A 15,632-nucleotide genomic window follows, 5' to 3' on the forward strand; every position below is an offset into this window, starting at 1 on the left:
CTGCCCCGCAAACGACGACGCTCCACAGCGCTCGTTTAGTGCCCGGCCTTTCATCCGGCCGTGTGCGTTTTCACCTTTATCAACCCAAAACACAGGAAACAACCATGCGCAGAATTACCAAAGTCTCGGCCGTCCTCGCCACGGCCGGTATCGCTCTTACCGTCGGGCTGACCCCCGCTTCCGCGGACGTCGTCGACTCCACGATCTCTGGCGGAACGCTTACGGCCACCACGTCCGGAGCCACCCTGACAGGGGTCACGCTAAACGGATCGAATACCCAGACCTCCACCGGCAATGCCTCCTCGGAATGGACCATCACCGATGCCCGCGGCACCGGTGCGGCATGGGCTCTCTCGGTCAGCGCAACCACGCCGACCAGCGCCGCCGGAACCGTTGAATTGACCGCCCGCACTCTCCCAGTCAGCGGCTTGACGATAGCGCCCGGCACCATCACGGCAGGCGCCGGATCGGACGCTGCTGCAACCATCACCGCTCCGGAATTAGCCCTTTCAACGTCCTCTCAAGCTCTAGTCTCCACTTTGGGCCAGAACATGGGCACGTACACACTGACGCCGGCGTTCAGCCTCGCCATTCCGGCCAACGCCTTCCGCTCTAACTACGCTGTTGGCACCAGCGGCGCCCTGAACCCCTACACCTCCACCATTACCTACACCATCGGCTAAGCGCACTGGCCCGCCCGCTGCCCCCCCGACAGGGGAAGGCGGGCGGGCCGGGAGCAGGCAACCTCCGCTGGCCAGCCCGCCGGCCGTTCCCTTTCCACACCACAGCACCACAACCCCCGGTCATCCGGAAGCCTTTTAGGACTGAAAAACGTGAAACCCCCGTCTCCGCACCAGCACTCACACCGGCCCCTGCGAGTGATCTTCGCCATGGTCTTGCTGACCCTGGGCATCTTCATCGCGGCCGAACCCGTGTCGGCGGTCGACAACGGGACATTGGGTATCCGGCCGGAGACAGAATCGGACTTCTTCCACTTGTCCCTCTATCCCGGGGCAGCGACGGAGGCCACCGCCGTCGTCTCCAACCACACCTCCTCGCCCGTGACCTTGTTCACCTACCCCGTAGACGGGGAGAACACCGTGCAGGGAACGTTCGCCATGGCTGCACAATCCGATCCACGCAACAGTGTCGGCGCGTGGGTTCAGCTTGATGCCGAACAGGTTAGCGTCCCCGCCAACACGGACCTGAAAGTTCCTTTCCGTCTCACCGTTCCCCAGGGCACCGCTCCAGGAGACTATGCAGGCGGGCTCATAATCCAAAGCCCCACCGTCCAGGGCAAGACCACCGCAGTCAACGGCGATACCGCCCTCCGACTGGACACGATCCAACGCCAGGGCGTGCGCATCTACCTCACCGTCGCCGGCACCGCGGTTAAATCACTCGCCCACGGCAATCTGAGCTGGAAGCAGAACAGGGACACCCTCGATTTCATTCTGCCCGTGCGCAACACCGGTACCACCATCCTGCATCCGTCCGCTGAGATGAACCTCTCCGGCTGGCCTGACCCGGCGACCAGCCTGAAATTCGACGCCCCCGATGGACTGCTTCCAGGAGCGAGCATTGACCTGCACGCCCGTCTCGCGCAGGCACCCATCGTCCAGAACGGCACCGCGGAGGCAACGCTGACCTCTGAGGCCGGCACCAGCCAAGCAGGCACGCGCGTCCTCTACGCACCATGGGCCCTGCTTGCCACTGGCTTAGTCCTCTTGGCTGCCGCTCTCTACGGGGCATGGCGGGCTGTCCGGTTTGTCCGCCGCGCCCGCGTCGCCCTCTCCCAAGTGAACAGTAACGGCCCCGGGGCGGCCAACGAACACGCTAGCCCCCCTTCTCCAGCCACCCCATCCGCCCTCTTGGGCGAGGCAAAGGCAAACCGCCGTCGACTACAGTAACAACCTCCCGCCCCCGAGAGGGTGCACGCCCCGTTCCGGACCGCGGGAACTGCTTCCTTGCGGGCGTGTGGGTTTGTCATGTTGGCGGCTGCCCCGTTTCTCTATGAGGCTAGGAGAGAGAACCCGCATCGGACGGGTTACCTGTGTACCGCGGATTGCAGCCTCTCCGGTGACAAACGCTTCCGGAGTTACCGGAGTGCGGTTGTCGAAGGTCTCATCTGGTACGGCTGTGGCTGTTGGTTCGAAATGGCGGTTTACCAGCTTGGCATCGAAAGGCTCTTCTTTGTCGACAGCCCATCAAAATTGGAGGTCTTGCCGGGTCTGTGCCAATGGTGTTTGGAACGACGTGAGGTCCTTCCCGGGCGAGCGGACGGTGAGAGAAAGCGATCGGCTGGGTCGGACTAGAATTGACGGATTATGGCCAGTCAGCAGAATGATCTGCCCGCCCTGCCTCGCGCCTTTCGCTTCACCACGCATGGCATCGCGCCCGTCAACCGCGTCCAGCTGTGGGAGGGCCACAACGCCAAGGCCCTGATTTCGCTCGATATCCGGACCCTCGACGAGTCCCCGCTGCACGCGGCTGAAGTGAATCTCCAGTTTCCGTACCTGCGTCTTGCCCACGTGCGCGGTACGGCCCAGATCGTGGAGCGTTCGGAATCGTTCATCCGGCAGAACCCCACCGAAATGGTGGCGATCTTCTTCGCCCTAGCCGGCGATGCATTCTTTTACCACCGCAGCGGCCACGAGTTGTTGAAACCGGGCCAAGCCATCATGTACGACGCAGACCTGCCGTTCATGCGCGGCTTCGCGGAAGGGCTCCAAGAGCTTGTCCTTACCGTTCCCCGGCCGCTTTTCCTGGAGCTGTCCGGGGGGACTGGCCTCAACCGACCAGTGCGGTTCGATTTCGGCCCCGGCGGGGTCCCTCAGGCACAAGAGCTCGCGCGGCGGATCCGGACAGCGCTGGCGGCCCAGCAGCCGACGGATGACGCCGAGAATACCGTCCTTGAACTATTCCGCTCAATCGCTTCAGGGGGCAACGCCGGCAGCGATGCCGGCTATCTGGCAGCTGCCAAGGGATACATCGAACGGCACCACGGCGATCCTGAACTTTCGACGGCGGAGGTGGCTGCCGCCGTCGGCATCAGTGAGCGGCAGCTAGGGCGGGCCTTCGCAGCCGCGGGCCTCACGCCCGGACGGTATGTCCTGGGGCTGCGGCTGGACCGCGGCCAGGAGCTTCTCGCTTCGCCCGCCGCGGATGGCTTGAGCATCGGCGAGATCGCTGCGAGGGTCGGCTTTTTGTCGCAGAACTATTTCGCACGTACCTTCAAAGAGCGGTTCAGCGCCACGCCATTGCAGACGCGCAAGGCAGCCAGGGCAGGCATACCGCTGGAGTAGCCGCAGCAGGAACGGGTCGTTTTAGTACTGCGGCGACGCGTTTTAGCACCGGCCGGACGCATCAGCGCCGACCAGGTCCGCGGCCGATAGTGACCTGTGACACTTCTTGGGAAGGCCCGGTCCAGCAGCATCACCACCGCAAAGCCAGCGCCGGCCACAGTGTCCAACCACAACCAACGGAGGTTGTCATGCCAGTTTTCAATGACGGAATCACCGCCACTGCCCGCCCGGAAGGTACCGGCATCGTCATTACGGACGTGCTGATTGTGGGCTCCGGCCCAGCAGGCAGCTCGGCGTCCCTGTTCCTCTCCAACCAGGGCATCCCGAACATCATGATCACCAAGTATCGCTGGACCGCGAACACGCCCCGTGCCCACATCACCAACCAGCGCACCATGGAAGTCCTGCGCGACGCCGGCATCGAGGAGCAGGTCCTGGCCGAGGCCACGCCGCACGAACTCATGGGTGACACGGTCTATTGTGAATCCCTCGCCGGCGAGGAGATCGGCCGCCGCCCTACCTGGGGCACGCGTCCTGATCGGCGGGCCGACTATGAACTCGCGTCGCCTTCCATGCCGTGCGATATTCCGCAGACTCTGCTGGAACCGATCATGGTCAAGAACGCGGCGATGCGTGGCACGCAGGTCCAGTTTTCCACTGAATACCTATCCCATACGCAGGATGGCGACGGCGTAAGTGTCCAGGTGCTGAACCGCCTCACCGGACACGAATACACCATCCGGGCGAAGTACCTCATTGGCGCAGATGGTGCGCGCTCCAAGGTGGCCGCCGACATCGAGCTCCCCATGGAGGGCCTGATGGACATTGATGGCTCTATGAACATCACGTTCAAGGCGGACCTGACCCACCTCGTGAAGCACCGCCCGTCAATCCTGTACTGGGTGTTCAACCCGGGCTCAAACATCGGCGGTCTCGGCGCCGGCCTGATCCGCATGGTCCGCCCTTGGAATGAGTGGTTGATCTGCTGGGGCTTCGACATCAACGGTGAGCCCCCGGTCCTGGACAATGCCGAAGCAATCCGGATCATCCGTAACCTGGTGGGCGTCGCGGACCTCGACGTCGAAATCCTGGGCTATTCGCTGTGGGGCAACAACGAACAGTGGGCCACCCATCTGCAGAAGGGCCGCGTTTTCTGCGCCGGAGATGCCATCCACAAGCACCCGCCGAGCCACGGACTTGGCTCCAACACCTCCATTCAGGATTCCTACAACCTGGCCTGGAAGCTGGCCGCCGTAATCAGGGGCCAGGCCGGTCCCGAACTGCTGGAAACCTACTCCACCGAGCGCGCCCCCGTGGCCAAGCAGATTGTCACCCGCGCCAACCAGTCCAGCCGCGACTACAAGCCGATCTTTGACGCTCTGGGGGTCACGGATGCCACCACGGACGCGGAATTCACCGAGAAGCTCCAGCTTCGCAAGGAAAACTCGCCCGAGGGCGCCGCGCGCCGGACGGCACTGCGCGCCGCACTCGACGCGAAGGACTATGAGTTCAATGCACAGGGTACCGAGATCGGTCAGTACTACGAGTCAACGGCTGTAGTGACCGACGGCGGTGAGCGGCCTGCCCGGACCGAGGACGAGCTGCTGCATCACCAGAAGTCCACGTTCCCGGGCCTCCGGTTGCCGCATGCCTGGCTTGGAAACGCAACGTCCAAGTACTCGACTCACGACATCGCCAAAGGCACCGGTTTCACCATCTTCACCGGAATCACGGGTCAGGCTTGGGCAGACGCCGCGGTCAATGTGGCCGCTCGGCTGGGGATTGAGCTCAAAGCCGTGGTCATTGGCGAAGGCCGGGAGGTCCAGGACCTCTACGGGGACTGGCTCCGCCAGCGGGAAGTCCAGGAGGACGGTGTCATTCTCGTTCGCCCGGACAAGCACATCGGCTGGCGCGCCCACACTATGGTTCAGGATCCCGTAGCTGCCCTTACCGCAGTGCTCGCCGAGATCTTGAGCGTTGGCCTTGAAGACTGCGATCTCGCCGAGGAAGCCGAAGCCGTTCTCGCACCCGCCGGTCTTGGTCGCTGAGCGCGCAGCAACATTTCACTCCGGTGAATATCGGCATTATTCGGATCTAAAAGCTCTTAGCCACGTATAAATAGGTATTTCTATTTACGAATACGCGCTTTTACGCTTATTTCTGCATGGCATTGAGCCGGCAGACCTACTGAGAGGCCTCAATGGAGACGCGACATCTCAAGTACTTCATAGCCGTCGCAGAAGAACGGCATTTCGGCAGGGCCGCCGCCAGACTCCATATGGCGCAACCGCCTTTGTCCCAACAGATCCGGCAGCTGGAGGAACAGTTGGGCACCCCGCTGATGGTCCGGACTACCAGGAAGGTGGAGCTGACGCCGGCAGGTCAGGTACTGCTGGATCGGGGGCGGGTGCTGCTTCAGGAACTGCAAGTCCTGGAATCCGATGTGCAGCAGGTTGGCGAAGGTGCCACGGGCGTGCTCCGGGTAGGGTTCACCGGCACGGCCACGTACCGGCTAATGCCCATCATCGTCCAGGCCGCGCGCCGCACCCTGCCTGGGCTCCGCATCACGGTCCAGGGCGAAATGCTGACGCCGCAGATGGAAGCTGCGTTGGAGGAGGGCAGGCTCGATGCTGCCGTCCTCCGCCCACCTGTTCATTCGGGGGCCATCGCCCTGAAGCTGCTGGAACAGGACCAGCTGGTGGCGGCCTTGCCCGCAGACTCGCCGCTGGCAGAGAAGGGAACGCTGGAGCTGGCCGCCCTGTCCGAGGAGGGCTTCATCGGATATCCCGGCTATTCCGCGGTCAGCAGCATCTTTGTTGATGCCTGCCGCAAGGCCGGATTCCAGCCCCGGGTCGTTCAGGAGGCAAAGGAGACCTCCACGCTGCTCTCGCTCGTGGCCTCCGGTATGGGCATAGCACTCGTTCCCATGACATCTCGGATGTTTTCCTATCAGGGCGTTGCTTTCCGGCCGCTCCGGAACCCCCCGCCGATGGACCTGGCGGTGGCCTGGAACAGCGACAAGGAAACGCCGCTGTTGCGCGCCTTCCTCGATCTCTTCGATTCCCTCCCCGCCAAGCAGCCCCCAGGTAAGTCGGCAACCTCCAAAGGACAGACCCCGTGAAGATCACACGCATCGAGGCCATCCCCTATGCCATCCCGTACTCGCGGCCGCTGAAGTTCGCCAGCGGAGAGGTGAGCACCGCGGAACATGTGCTGGTCCGGATCCACACGGATGCGGGTATCTGCGGAGTGGCAGACACTCCTCCGCGGCCCTATACATACGGCGAAACCCAGGATTCGATCGTGTCGGTGGTGACCAAGGTCTTTGCCCCGCAGCTCATCGGGATGGACCCGATGGACCGCTCCAAAGTCCAGCAGTTGCTCGGGCGCACGGTCAATAACCCCACGGCCAAGGGGGCCCTGGACATCGCACTCTGGGATGTCATCGGGATTTCGCTGGGCACCCCGGTGCACAAGCTCCTGGGCGGCTTCAGCGACAGCATGCGGGTCTCGCACATGCTGGGCTTCAAGGCCGCCGCAGAGCTCCTCGAGGAAGCGCTGCGGTTCCGTGAAACGTACGGCATCGACACCTTCAAGCTCAAGGTTGGCCGGCGGCCGCTCTCCCTGGACGTCGAGGCCTGCCACGTGCTGCGGGAAGGCCTCGGTGCGGACACCGAGATCTACCTCGATGCCAACCGCGGGTGGACGGCGAACGAGGCCATGGAGGTGCTCCGCCGGACCGAAGGCCTGGGATTGTCAATGCTGGAGGAGCCGTGCGATGCCGCCGAGGCGATGGGACGGCGCCGGCTGGTCCAGCACTCGAGCATCCCGATCGTGGGCGACGAAAGCGTCCCCAACCTCGGCGACGTTTCCCGGGAACTGCTCTCCGGCGGAAGCAACGCGATCTGCATTAAGACAGCGCGCAGCGGTTTCACCGAGGCCCAGCAGATCCTCGGCCTCTGCGAGGGCCTTGGCGTGGACGTCACGATGGGCAACCAGATCGACACACAGGTCGGCAGTCTCGCCACGGTCACCTTCGGCGCGGCCTTCGAGGCCAGCTCCCGGCGGGCCGGGGAGCTCTCCAACTACCTGGACATGACGGATGACCTGCTTGCGGAGCCGCTCGAAATTACCGACGGGGCCATCCGGGTCCGCGAGGCCCCCGGCGTCGGGGCAGCCATCGACGCCGACAAGCTGCAGAAGTACCGTCAGGACTAGGCATGCCCGGCCGTATCCGCCCCCAGAAACCCCACACCGAAAGGAACACCTCATGCTCTACCTGGTCCGCATGGACGTCAATATTCCGCCGGACATGCCCAAAAAAAACGTCGACGCCATCAAGGCGGAGGAACGGGAGTACTCCCAGGAGCTCCAGCACAACGGCCGCTGGCCGCACTTGTGGCGGGTCGTGGGCGAGTACTCCAACTACTCGGTGTTCGACGTCGCGGACAACGATGAGTTGCACACGCTGCTGTCCGGACTGCCTCTCTTCCCGTACATGGACATCAAAGTTACGCCGCTGGCCAAGCACCCGTCCGCCATCGAATAGCACGCCCCGCATTTATATCAATTAGCACGCATCGCATTCATATCGAAGAGCTTTCAATGATCCGGAAATAGGTATTTCCCCTCGCTCAATAAGGGCAATATCGTGGAAACAACACCGGATGTGATGTGCAGCACTAAGCAGTAGACGCGACATACCGGAACCCCTCGAACCGTTTATGACCAAGGTTCCGGAGCCACCATTCTTTGACAAGGGAGTCACCATGACAACGGAAATCCAAGCCACCGCCGCATCCTCCGGCGCGGGGGCCACCGCCCGCTTCCGGGAAAACAAGCACATCGGCGCCGGCACGAGCCAGGAACGTGTCAGCTCGCTGGCCGGCCGCGTCATCAAGGCGATCAACGACACCGTCCTGGATGAGAAAGTCACCTATGACGAGTACAACGCTTTCAAGGCCTGGCTTATCCAGGTCGGCGAGGACGGCGAATGGCCGCTGTTTTTGGACGTCTGGGTGGAACACTCAGTCGAGGAGGTCGCCAACGCCAACCGGCACGGTTCCAAGGGCACCATCGAGGGACCGTACTACATCCCTAACGCCCCCTCGCAGAAGACCCCGGCCACCCTGCCGATGCGCGACGACGAACCCGGCACCCCGCTGCTGTTCCAGGGCCAGGTCACGAATGTCGCTGGTGAGCCGCTCGCCGGGGCGCTGATCGAACTGTGGCACGCCGATGACCTTGGCTTCTACTCCCAGTTCGCCCCCGGGCTGCCGGAATGGAACCTCCGCGGCTCCATCGTTGCCGATTCCCAGGGCAACTTCCAGATCAACACCATGCAGCCGGCGCCGTACCAGATCCCCACCGACGGCGCCTGCGGTGCCCTTATCGCCGCGGCCGGCTGGCACGCGTGGCGGCCGGCGCACCTTCACTTGAAGGTTTCAGCGCCGGAGCACCAGCTCATCACCACCCAGCTTTACTTCGAAGGCGACGAGCACGTCGCCGACGACATCGCCTCGGCCGTGAAGCCCGAACTCGTCCTCGCCCCGACAGAGCGCGCCGACGGCAAGGGTCGCGAAGTCACCTACAACTTCGTTCTCGACCCCCAGGACTAAAGCTCCAGTCCCGGGCCCGGGGGCGGAACACTTCCGACCCCGGGCCCAACCCGTACATCACCCTCACCCGCCATAATGCCGCTCGCCCAAAATCAGGCCGCCGCCACGGTAGCGGCCAACAGCAGAAAGGAGGAGTCGATGACTCAGGAAGTCATGGGGGCCATTGACACACGCGAACTGCGGCACGTCTTTGGCACGTTTGCCACCGGCGTCACGGTGGTGACATGTCGGTCCGACGGCGGCGTCCCGCACGGCGCCACGGTCAATGCCTTCACCGCCGTCTCCCTGGATCCGCCGCTCGCCCAGGTCACCCTGACCCGGACCTCGCGGGCCGCCCGCTACCTCGAAGGTGCCGCCTTCGCCATCAACATCCTGTCCCTCGAACAGATGGATGTTGCCCTGCATTTCGCCGGCAAGGTCCTCGACGAGGAGCCGGAATGGACCCTGGACGGAAACGTCCCGGTGCTAACCCGGAATGCCGCCACGCTCGAATGCCGGCCGTGGAACGTCTACGACGGCGGCGACCACATCATCGTCGTGGGCGAGGTCATCGGCATGGAAATCACCAAGCGGGAACCGCTCCTGTTCTTCGGCGGCAAATTCCGCCAGATTGGCCGGCTCGTTGAGGGGGCCCCTTGGGACCACTCCGGCGACGCCCCGGAATCGGGCTGGTTCGCCGGCTCCAGCTCCTTCAAGCCGCTCCACGGCTCCACACGCTAACCCGCACCACACCAAGAACGCCTGAAATTTCCTCACCGCTCAGAGACCCCTCCCCCTGAAAGGGACGATCATGACCGAAATTGTTGACCAGTCAGTTCCCGCCACCGATTCCTCGGCGTCCTCCACGCCGTCGATGAGTGAGAGAACAACGCCGGCGAATCCGAAGATGCCGATGACCGGGGATGAGTACATTAAGTCTTTACAGGATGACCGCGAGGTCTGGATTTACGGTGAGCGTGTCAAGGACGTGACTACCCACCCGGCGTTCCGGAACTCGATCAGGATGGCCGCCCGGCTGTACGACGCAATGCACAAGCCCGAGATGCAGGACAAGCTTATGGTGCCCACGGACACCGGCTCCGGTGGCAAGACGATGTCCTTCTTCCGCACCCCGCACAGCGTCGAGGATCTGAAGAAGGACCGCTTAGCGATCGAGACCTGGTCCCGCATGAGCTACGGATGGCTGGGCCGCTCACCGGATTACAAGGCCGCGTTCCTGGGCACCTTGGGCGGCAACACGGACTTCTACGATCCGTTCCAGGAGAACGCCAAGCGCTGGTACAAGGAATCTCAGGAGAAGGTCCTGTACTGGAACCATGCGATCATCAACCCGCCGGTGGACCGGCACCTCCCGGCGGACCAGGTCGGCGATGTGTTCATGAAGGTCGAGAAGGAAACCGGCTCGGGCCTGATCGTCTCCGGTGCAAAGGTCGTTGCCACCGGGTCCGCGATCACCAACTACAATTTCATCGCGCACTACGGCCTGCCGATCAAGCGCAAGGAATTCGCACTGATCTGCACCGTGCCGATGGACGCACCGGGTGTGAAGCTGATCAGCCGGGCCTCCTACGCCCACCAGGCCGCTGTGATGGGCACCCCGTTCGACTACCCGCTGTCGAGCCGGATGGACGAGAACGACTCTGTCTTCATCTTCGACAAGGTCCTAATCCCGTGGGAGAACGTCTTCGCCTACGGGGACGTGGAGAAGATCAACAACTTCTTCCCGCAGACCGGCTTCATCAACCGCTTCACCTTCCAGGGCGTGATCCGTCTCGCCACCAAGCTCGACTTCATCGCCGGGCTGCTGATGAAGGCCCTGGAAGTCGCCGGAACGCAGGACTTCCGCGGCGTCCAGACCCGGGTGGGCGAGGTCCTGGGCTGGCGCAACATGTTCCACGCGTTGATCGACGGCATGACCCTGAACCCCGACCAGGGCCCCAACGGCACCGTGCTGCCCAAGCTCGACTACGGACTGTCCTACCGGATGTTCATGGCCATCGGCTACCCCCGGATCAAGGAAATCATCGAACAAGACGTCGCATCCGGCCTGATCTACCTGAACTCCTCAGCCCTGGACTTCAAGACCCCGGAAATCCGGCCCTACCTGGACAAGTACATCCGCGGCTCTGACGGCGTAGAGGCCGTGGATCGGGTCAAGTTGATGAAGCTGCTCTGGGACTCCATCGGCACCGAGTTTGGCGGCCGGCATGAACTCTACGAGCGGAACTACTCCGGCAACCACGAGAATGTGAAGGCCGAGATCCTCTTCGCCGCGCAGGCCCAGGGCACCACGGACTACATGAAGGGCTTCGCTGACCAGTGCCTCGCCGAATACGACCTGGACGGCTGGACCGTGCCCGACCTGATCAGCAACGACGACGTCAGCCTCTTCCTCAAGCGCAGCTAAATCAATTCCGAATGAGCGGCGCTCCGAGTCCACGTTGGGAGCGCCGCTCACGCGGCAAGAGACATCGTTGGCCGCATGAAGAGTTCGTGCTCATCCGCTCGGCGTGGCCGGATGGTATTAGGAATTGTCTTTCAACGAAGCGGCCGCCAGCACCTGAGCCGCCGACTGCACGGCGCCCGAAGCCGCAATCGTGAACCGGAAGGACTGACTATGGGTCTGGCTTTTGAGCATGTGACTCTGGGCCAGCGTGTCCTCTTCGGCACCGGCACGGCCGCTCCGAGCCTCGCCTCCGAAGTGGCCCGCCTAGGTGCGCGGCGCCTGATGGTGATCACCTCGAACCGCGCGAGGGAAACGGCATACAGAATAGCTGCCGACGTCGAGGTGGCGCTGTGGCACCACGACGTGGTGATGCACGTGCCCATAGAAACCGCAAGGAAGGCCCGCGCCGCCGCGGGTGAGCACGGCATCGACCTGCTTGTCTGTGTGGGCGGGGGTTCGACGACGGGACTCGCTAAGGCGATCGCGATGACCTTGCGCCTGCCGCTCATTGCCGTGCCCACCACCTATGCGGGCTCGGAAGCCACCAACGTGTGGGGCCTAACCGAAGCATCTCGAAAAACCACCGGAGTGGACGATGCCGTCCTGCCCGTCACCGTCATCTACGACGCGGCACTGACGCTAGCCCTGCCGGTGGCCATGTCCGTTGCCTCCGGACTGAACGGCATTGCACACTGCATCGACTCCATGTGGGCCCCCGGCGCAGACCCCATCAACGCAGCGCTCGGCGCCGAAGGCATCCGCGCCCTCAGCCACGGCCTGCCCCTCATCGCCGAAGACCCCGCAGGTACCGAGGGGCGCGAGCTGGCCCTGTACGGCGCCTACCTCTCCGCCGTCGCGTTCGCGTCCGCCGGCTCCGGGTTGCACCACAAAATCTGCCATGTCCTGGGCGGCGCTTTCAACCTCCCCCATGCCCAGGTCCACGCCACCGTACTTCCTTACGTTCTCGCGTTCAACGCCCCCTATGCTTCCGACTCCGAAGCTCGCATCGCCGCAGCGTTCGGCACAGCCGACGCACTGACCGGACTACAGGAACTGCGCAATCGTCTTGACGCACCCAAAGCTCTGTCTGACTACGGTTTTACCGCGGACGGGGCCGCCGAAGCCGCCGCCGTCGTCCAGCCGACCGTACCGGCATCGAACCCCCGCCCCGTCACGACCGAGAACCTCACCCGCCTCCTCCAGGCAGCACTGAGCGGCGAGGACCCCCGGTGCCTCCTGGAGCACTGACCTCCTCGATCCCGGGCCGGGATCGATTGCTGAGAGTGGCGCACATCGGGACTGTCTGGATAACGGTCGATTCACACTTGGCCCGACACGCCGGTAGGAGCCTGGCGGGGGGAGACCGATCATGAGCGACGCCATGGATCCCATGGCGACTGATGCGGATCAGCAAGAGCTAGCGCAGCAGCTCCCGGCCCAGGCCAGGAGGCTGCCCGGTTGGGGTCGCCGAAGTGGGCAAAAAAGGAGATGTGCACGAGTCGCTGGATTCAACGAACCCTCCGCGGCCCTTTGCGATACCGGGGGTGGGCTGCCACTCGGATGGCGTAACGAATAGGGACTACCAAGCCGACAAGCAATATTGAGACCGCAAGACCACGCGCCATGGCGGGAGACCAGATGGACAAAAGAACGACCAACGGGGCCGAGTCTGTGCTTGCGAACCAGAAAACAGGCTGATGTCCCCGCAGCCCGCCGCCTCGGCCGACTTCCCCTTGCAGGTCCGGGGCAGCCGAGACGGTCACGGACCACGCGGTGTGGGACGGTATTATCATCGCCACCAGGAGACGTCGTCCTTCAATTCTGGCGCCGGTCAGGACGACCGTGATGCTCCGCTTATCGCCGGGCCGTTCGGACTCAACGGTGAGCCGCTCCCGTGTCGCATGTCGGACGCGGCTGATGCGGTGCGCCTGCCGGCATTCCTTGACTTCGAAAAGGTCCGCAAAATCCGCGTCCGCTAGCACTTCGAGACGGCAGTGAAAAGGTTCACGGGCGTAGTTGTGCACGGTAATGGTCTCCGTCAGATTTGCCCCGAGCTGGCGGTCCCGCTCGACCAGTACGGAGCTGTCAGCATGATCGTGCCGCAGAGTCCGTCCCATGAAGACAGCATGGAAAGGTTCCGGTGTCGCGGCCGAAAGCGCTTCAAGGGGTAAACCGTTTACGGTAAGTTTCCACTCGCTGAGATACCGGGTGTCCTCAAAGAAGACGCCCTGGGGTTTACTCGCTGACATGTCCCCGTTAGCGCTCGAAACGCAGAACGAAGTCCCCTGAACCAGGGTCACTTCTCCGGTCCCACCCCGGACCGCACTGTCATGGACGTTCCATCCGGGCATCTAATTGTCTTCCGTCAAGACCCCACCTGTATTCACGCACTATGTAACGGGCTCATGAGCGCCAACAAGAGGCAACCGGCCCTGATTCACCGAGGCCCGGGAAGCGCGCAGAAGCGATTTCCCCGGTCCAACTTTCACCGCTCCGAGTGTCCGTCCCCGGCGGACGCCGCCGTGGAACCGCCTGGAAGTAGTCGACGCGGAGTGACATGAGTGTTGGACTGGCTGACGCCCCAATGGACCCACAGCCGTCCGGCGCAGGGGGCCCCTCACTTTCAGAATACAGCCCGCCAGAGGGCTTGCCGCAAGGCCCCTATCATCGACGAGAATGGTTGGCTGCGGCAAGTAAAGCGTGCGGAAACGGGACGGTTTTGGGCCGTTCAGCGCCGGACCATGAAATGGGGTTATATATGTTCGACGTGATTATTAGCGGCGGCGGCCCGACCGGGATGATGCTGGCCAGCGAGCTGCGACTGCACGAGGTGGACGTGCTCGTGCTGGAGAAGGACGCGGAGCCAGGAAAGGCAGTCCGCTCGCTCGGCCTGCACCCGCGCAGCATCGAGATCATGGACCAGCGCGGGCTGCTGGACAGGTTCCTCGCACTCGGGCAGCAGTATTCCGGTGTCGGCGGCTTCGCCGCGATCGACAAACCCCGAACCGCGAACCTGGACACCGCACACGGTTACGTCCTCGGCATCCCCCAGCCGGTCACCGACGGCCTGCTGGCCGAGCGCGCCGGCGAGCTCGGCGCGCAGATCCGCCGCGGCTGCGAGGTGACGATGGTTGAGCAGGGCAGGGACGGGGTGGACGTCGGGCTCGGCGACGGCACACGGTTGCGCTCACGCTGGCTGGTCGGGTGCGACGGCGGACGCAGCCTGGTGCGCAGACTGCTCGGCATCGGCTTCCCCGGCGAGCCCGCCACTACCGAGTGGCTCCTCGGCGAGGTGGAGGTGACCACGCCGCCGGGCGAGCTCGCGGAGGTGGCGGGCGAGGTGCGAAAGACCCACAAGGGGTTCGGCATCGGTCCCACCGGTAACGGCCTGTACCGGGCCGTCGTTCCGGCGGCGACGGTGGCCGAGGACCGTTCGGTCCCGCCTACTCTGGAAGAGTTCCGGACGCAGCTGCGGGCTTATGCGGGAACTGACTTCGGCGCCCACTCACCACGGTCGCTGTCCAGGTTTAGCGACGCGACACGGCTTGCCGAGCGATATCGAGTGGGCCGGGTTCTGCTCGCTGGAGACGCGGCCCACGTCCACCCGCCGTTGGGAGGTCAGGGTTTGAACCTGGGAATCCAGGACGCTTTCAACCTCGGATGGAAGCTCGCGGCCGAGGTCAACGGGTGGGCACCGGAGGGGCTGCTGGACAGTTATTACGCCGAGCGTCACCCTGTCGCCGAGGACGTGCTGACCATCACCCGGGCCCAGAGCGAGTTGCTCTCCACCGAGCCCGGCCCGCAGGCTGTGCGCCGGCTGATGACCGAGCTGATGGACTTCGAGGACGTCCGCCAGTTCCTGGCCGAGAAGATCACCGCGATCGGGATCCGCTACAACTTCGGCGAAGGGCCCGAGCTGCTCGGCAAACGGCTACGCGATATTCCTCTCTCACGCGGTCGTCTCTACGAGCTCACTCGTGAAGGCCGCGGGCTCCTGCTGGACCAGACCGGCGAACTCTCCGTGACGGGATGGACGGATCGGATCGACCATGTCGCGGACGTCAGCGGAGAACTGGACGCACCTGCGGTCCTGCTCCGACCGGACGGCCACGTCGCATGGATCGGCGAAGACCAGACCGACCTGCTCCGCCACCTGCCCACATGGTTCGGAGCCGCCTCGGAGGACCCGCTCGTCCGCGCAGCCCCAGGCGCCGGCCAGAACCCATGATGCCTCCGGGCGATCACAACGGCTCCACAGATGCC

At 63.8% G+C, this 15,632-nt stretch carries 13 protein-coding genes; 12 read left to right on the forward strand and 1 reads right to left on the reverse strand.

From position 1 onward, the window contains the following. Positions 1 to 104 precede the first annotated feature (104 nt). The 11 genes from JOE41_RS20455 to JOE41_RS20505 all read left to right on the forward strand — a co-directional run bounded on the left by JOE41_RS20455 (position 105) and on the right by JOE41_RS20505 (position 12,617). Entirely contained in the window at positions 105 to 683 is a 579-nt protein-coding gene (locus tag JOE41_RS20455; RefSeq protein ID WP_209753433.1) for a WxL domain-containing protein, read from the forward strand. 150 nt (positions 684 to 833) lie between these two features. Next, a complete protein-coding gene (locus tag JOE41_RS20460) occupies positions 834 to 1,910 on the forward strand; it encodes a WxL protein peptidoglycan domain-containing protein (protein ID WP_307800731.1) in 1,077 nt (358 codons plus the stop codon). Between the two features lie 417 nt (positions 1,911 to 2,327). Then, positions 2,328 to 3,305, forward strand: a complete 978-nt coding sequence (locus JOE41_RS20465; RefSeq protein WP_011691776.1) for an AraC family transcriptional regulator — start codon at positions 2,328 to 2,330, stop codon at positions 3,303 to 3,305. Between the two features lie 188 nt (positions 3,306 to 3,493). Beyond that, complete coding sequence (locus JOE41_RS20470; protein ID WP_209753434.1) at positions 3,494 to 5,353, forward strand: FAD-dependent monooxygenase; 1,860 nt, start codon at positions 3,494 to 3,496, stop codon at positions 5,351 to 5,353. A 152-nt stretch (positions 5,354 to 5,505) separates the two neighbouring features. After that, the gene (locus tag JOE41_RS20475; RefSeq protein WP_011691778.1) at positions 5,506 to 6,426 is read left to right on the forward strand and encodes a LysR substrate-binding domain-containing protein; all 921 of its coding nucleotides are present in this window, start codon (positions 5,506 to 5,508) and stop codon (positions 6,424 to 6,426) included. Then, positions 6,423 to 7,523: a mandelate racemase/muconate lactonizing enzyme family protein gene (locus tag JOE41_RS20480; protein ID WP_209753435.1), complete on the forward strand. Its 1,101-nt coding sequence runs from the start codon at positions 6,423 to 6,425 to the stop codon at positions 7,521 to 7,523. The genes JOE41_RS20475 and JOE41_RS20480 overlap by 4 nt, the downstream gene beginning before the upstream one ends. Positions 7,524 to 7,575: 52 nt before the next feature. Next, on the forward strand, positions 7,576 to 7,854 hold the full coding sequence (catC, locus tag JOE41_RS20485) for a muconolactone Delta-isomerase (RefSeq protein ID WP_209753436.1): 279 nt from the start codon (positions 7,576 to 7,578) through the stop codon (positions 7,852 to 7,854). A 220-nt stretch (positions 7,855 to 8,074) separates the two neighbouring features. Next, entirely contained in the window at positions 8,075 to 8,923 is an 849-nt protein-coding gene (gene catA, locus JOE41_RS20490; RefSeq protein WP_209753437.1) for a catechol 1,2-dioxygenase, read from the forward strand. A gap of 138 nt (positions 8,924 to 9,061) precedes the next feature. Further along, the gene (locus JOE41_RS20495; RefSeq protein WP_011691782.1) at positions 9,062 to 9,643 is read left to right on the forward strand and encodes a flavin reductase family protein; all 582 of its coding nucleotides are present in this window, start codon (positions 9,062 to 9,064) and stop codon (positions 9,641 to 9,643) included. 70 nt (positions 9,644 to 9,713) lie between these two features. Then, positions 9,714 to 11,330, forward strand: coding sequence for a 4-hydroxyphenylacetate 3-hydroxylase family protein (locus JOE41_RS20500; RefSeq protein WP_011691783.1), 1,617 nt, complete (start codon positions 9,714 to 9,716; stop codon positions 11,328 to 11,330). A gap of 210 nt (positions 11,331 to 11,540) precedes the next feature. After that, on the forward strand, positions 11,541 to 12,617 hold the full coding sequence (locus JOE41_RS20505; RefSeq protein WP_209753438.1) for a maleylacetate reductase: 1,077 nt from the start codon (positions 11,541 to 11,543) through the stop codon (positions 12,615 to 12,617). Positions 12,618 to 12,877: 260 nt separating this feature from the next. Here the strand turns inward: JOE41_RS20505 and JOE41_RS20510 are convergent, their stop codons facing one another. After that, the gene (locus tag JOE41_RS20510) at positions 12,878 to 13,720 is read right to left on the reverse strand and encodes a glycogen debranching N-terminal domain-containing protein (protein WP_280873641.1); all 843 of its coding nucleotides are present in this window, start codon (positions 13,718 to 13,720) and stop codon (positions 12,878 to 12,880) included. A gap of 407 nt (positions 13,721 to 14,127) precedes the next feature. On the opposite strand from JOE41_RS20510, the gene rox reads away from it, so the two are divergent. Then, positions 14,128 to 15,597: a rifampin monooxygenase gene (rox, locus tag JOE41_RS20515; RefSeq protein WP_209753439.1), complete on the forward strand. Its 1,470-nt coding sequence runs from the start codon at positions 14,128 to 14,130 to the stop codon at positions 15,595 to 15,597. The last annotated feature ends 35 nt before the right edge of the window (positions 15,598 to 15,632 follow it).

This window comes from Arthrobacter sp. PvP103 (assembly GCF_017833075.1).
Taxonomy (GTDB): Bacteria; Actinomycetota; Actinomycetes; order Actinomycetales; family Micrococcaceae; genus Arthrobacter.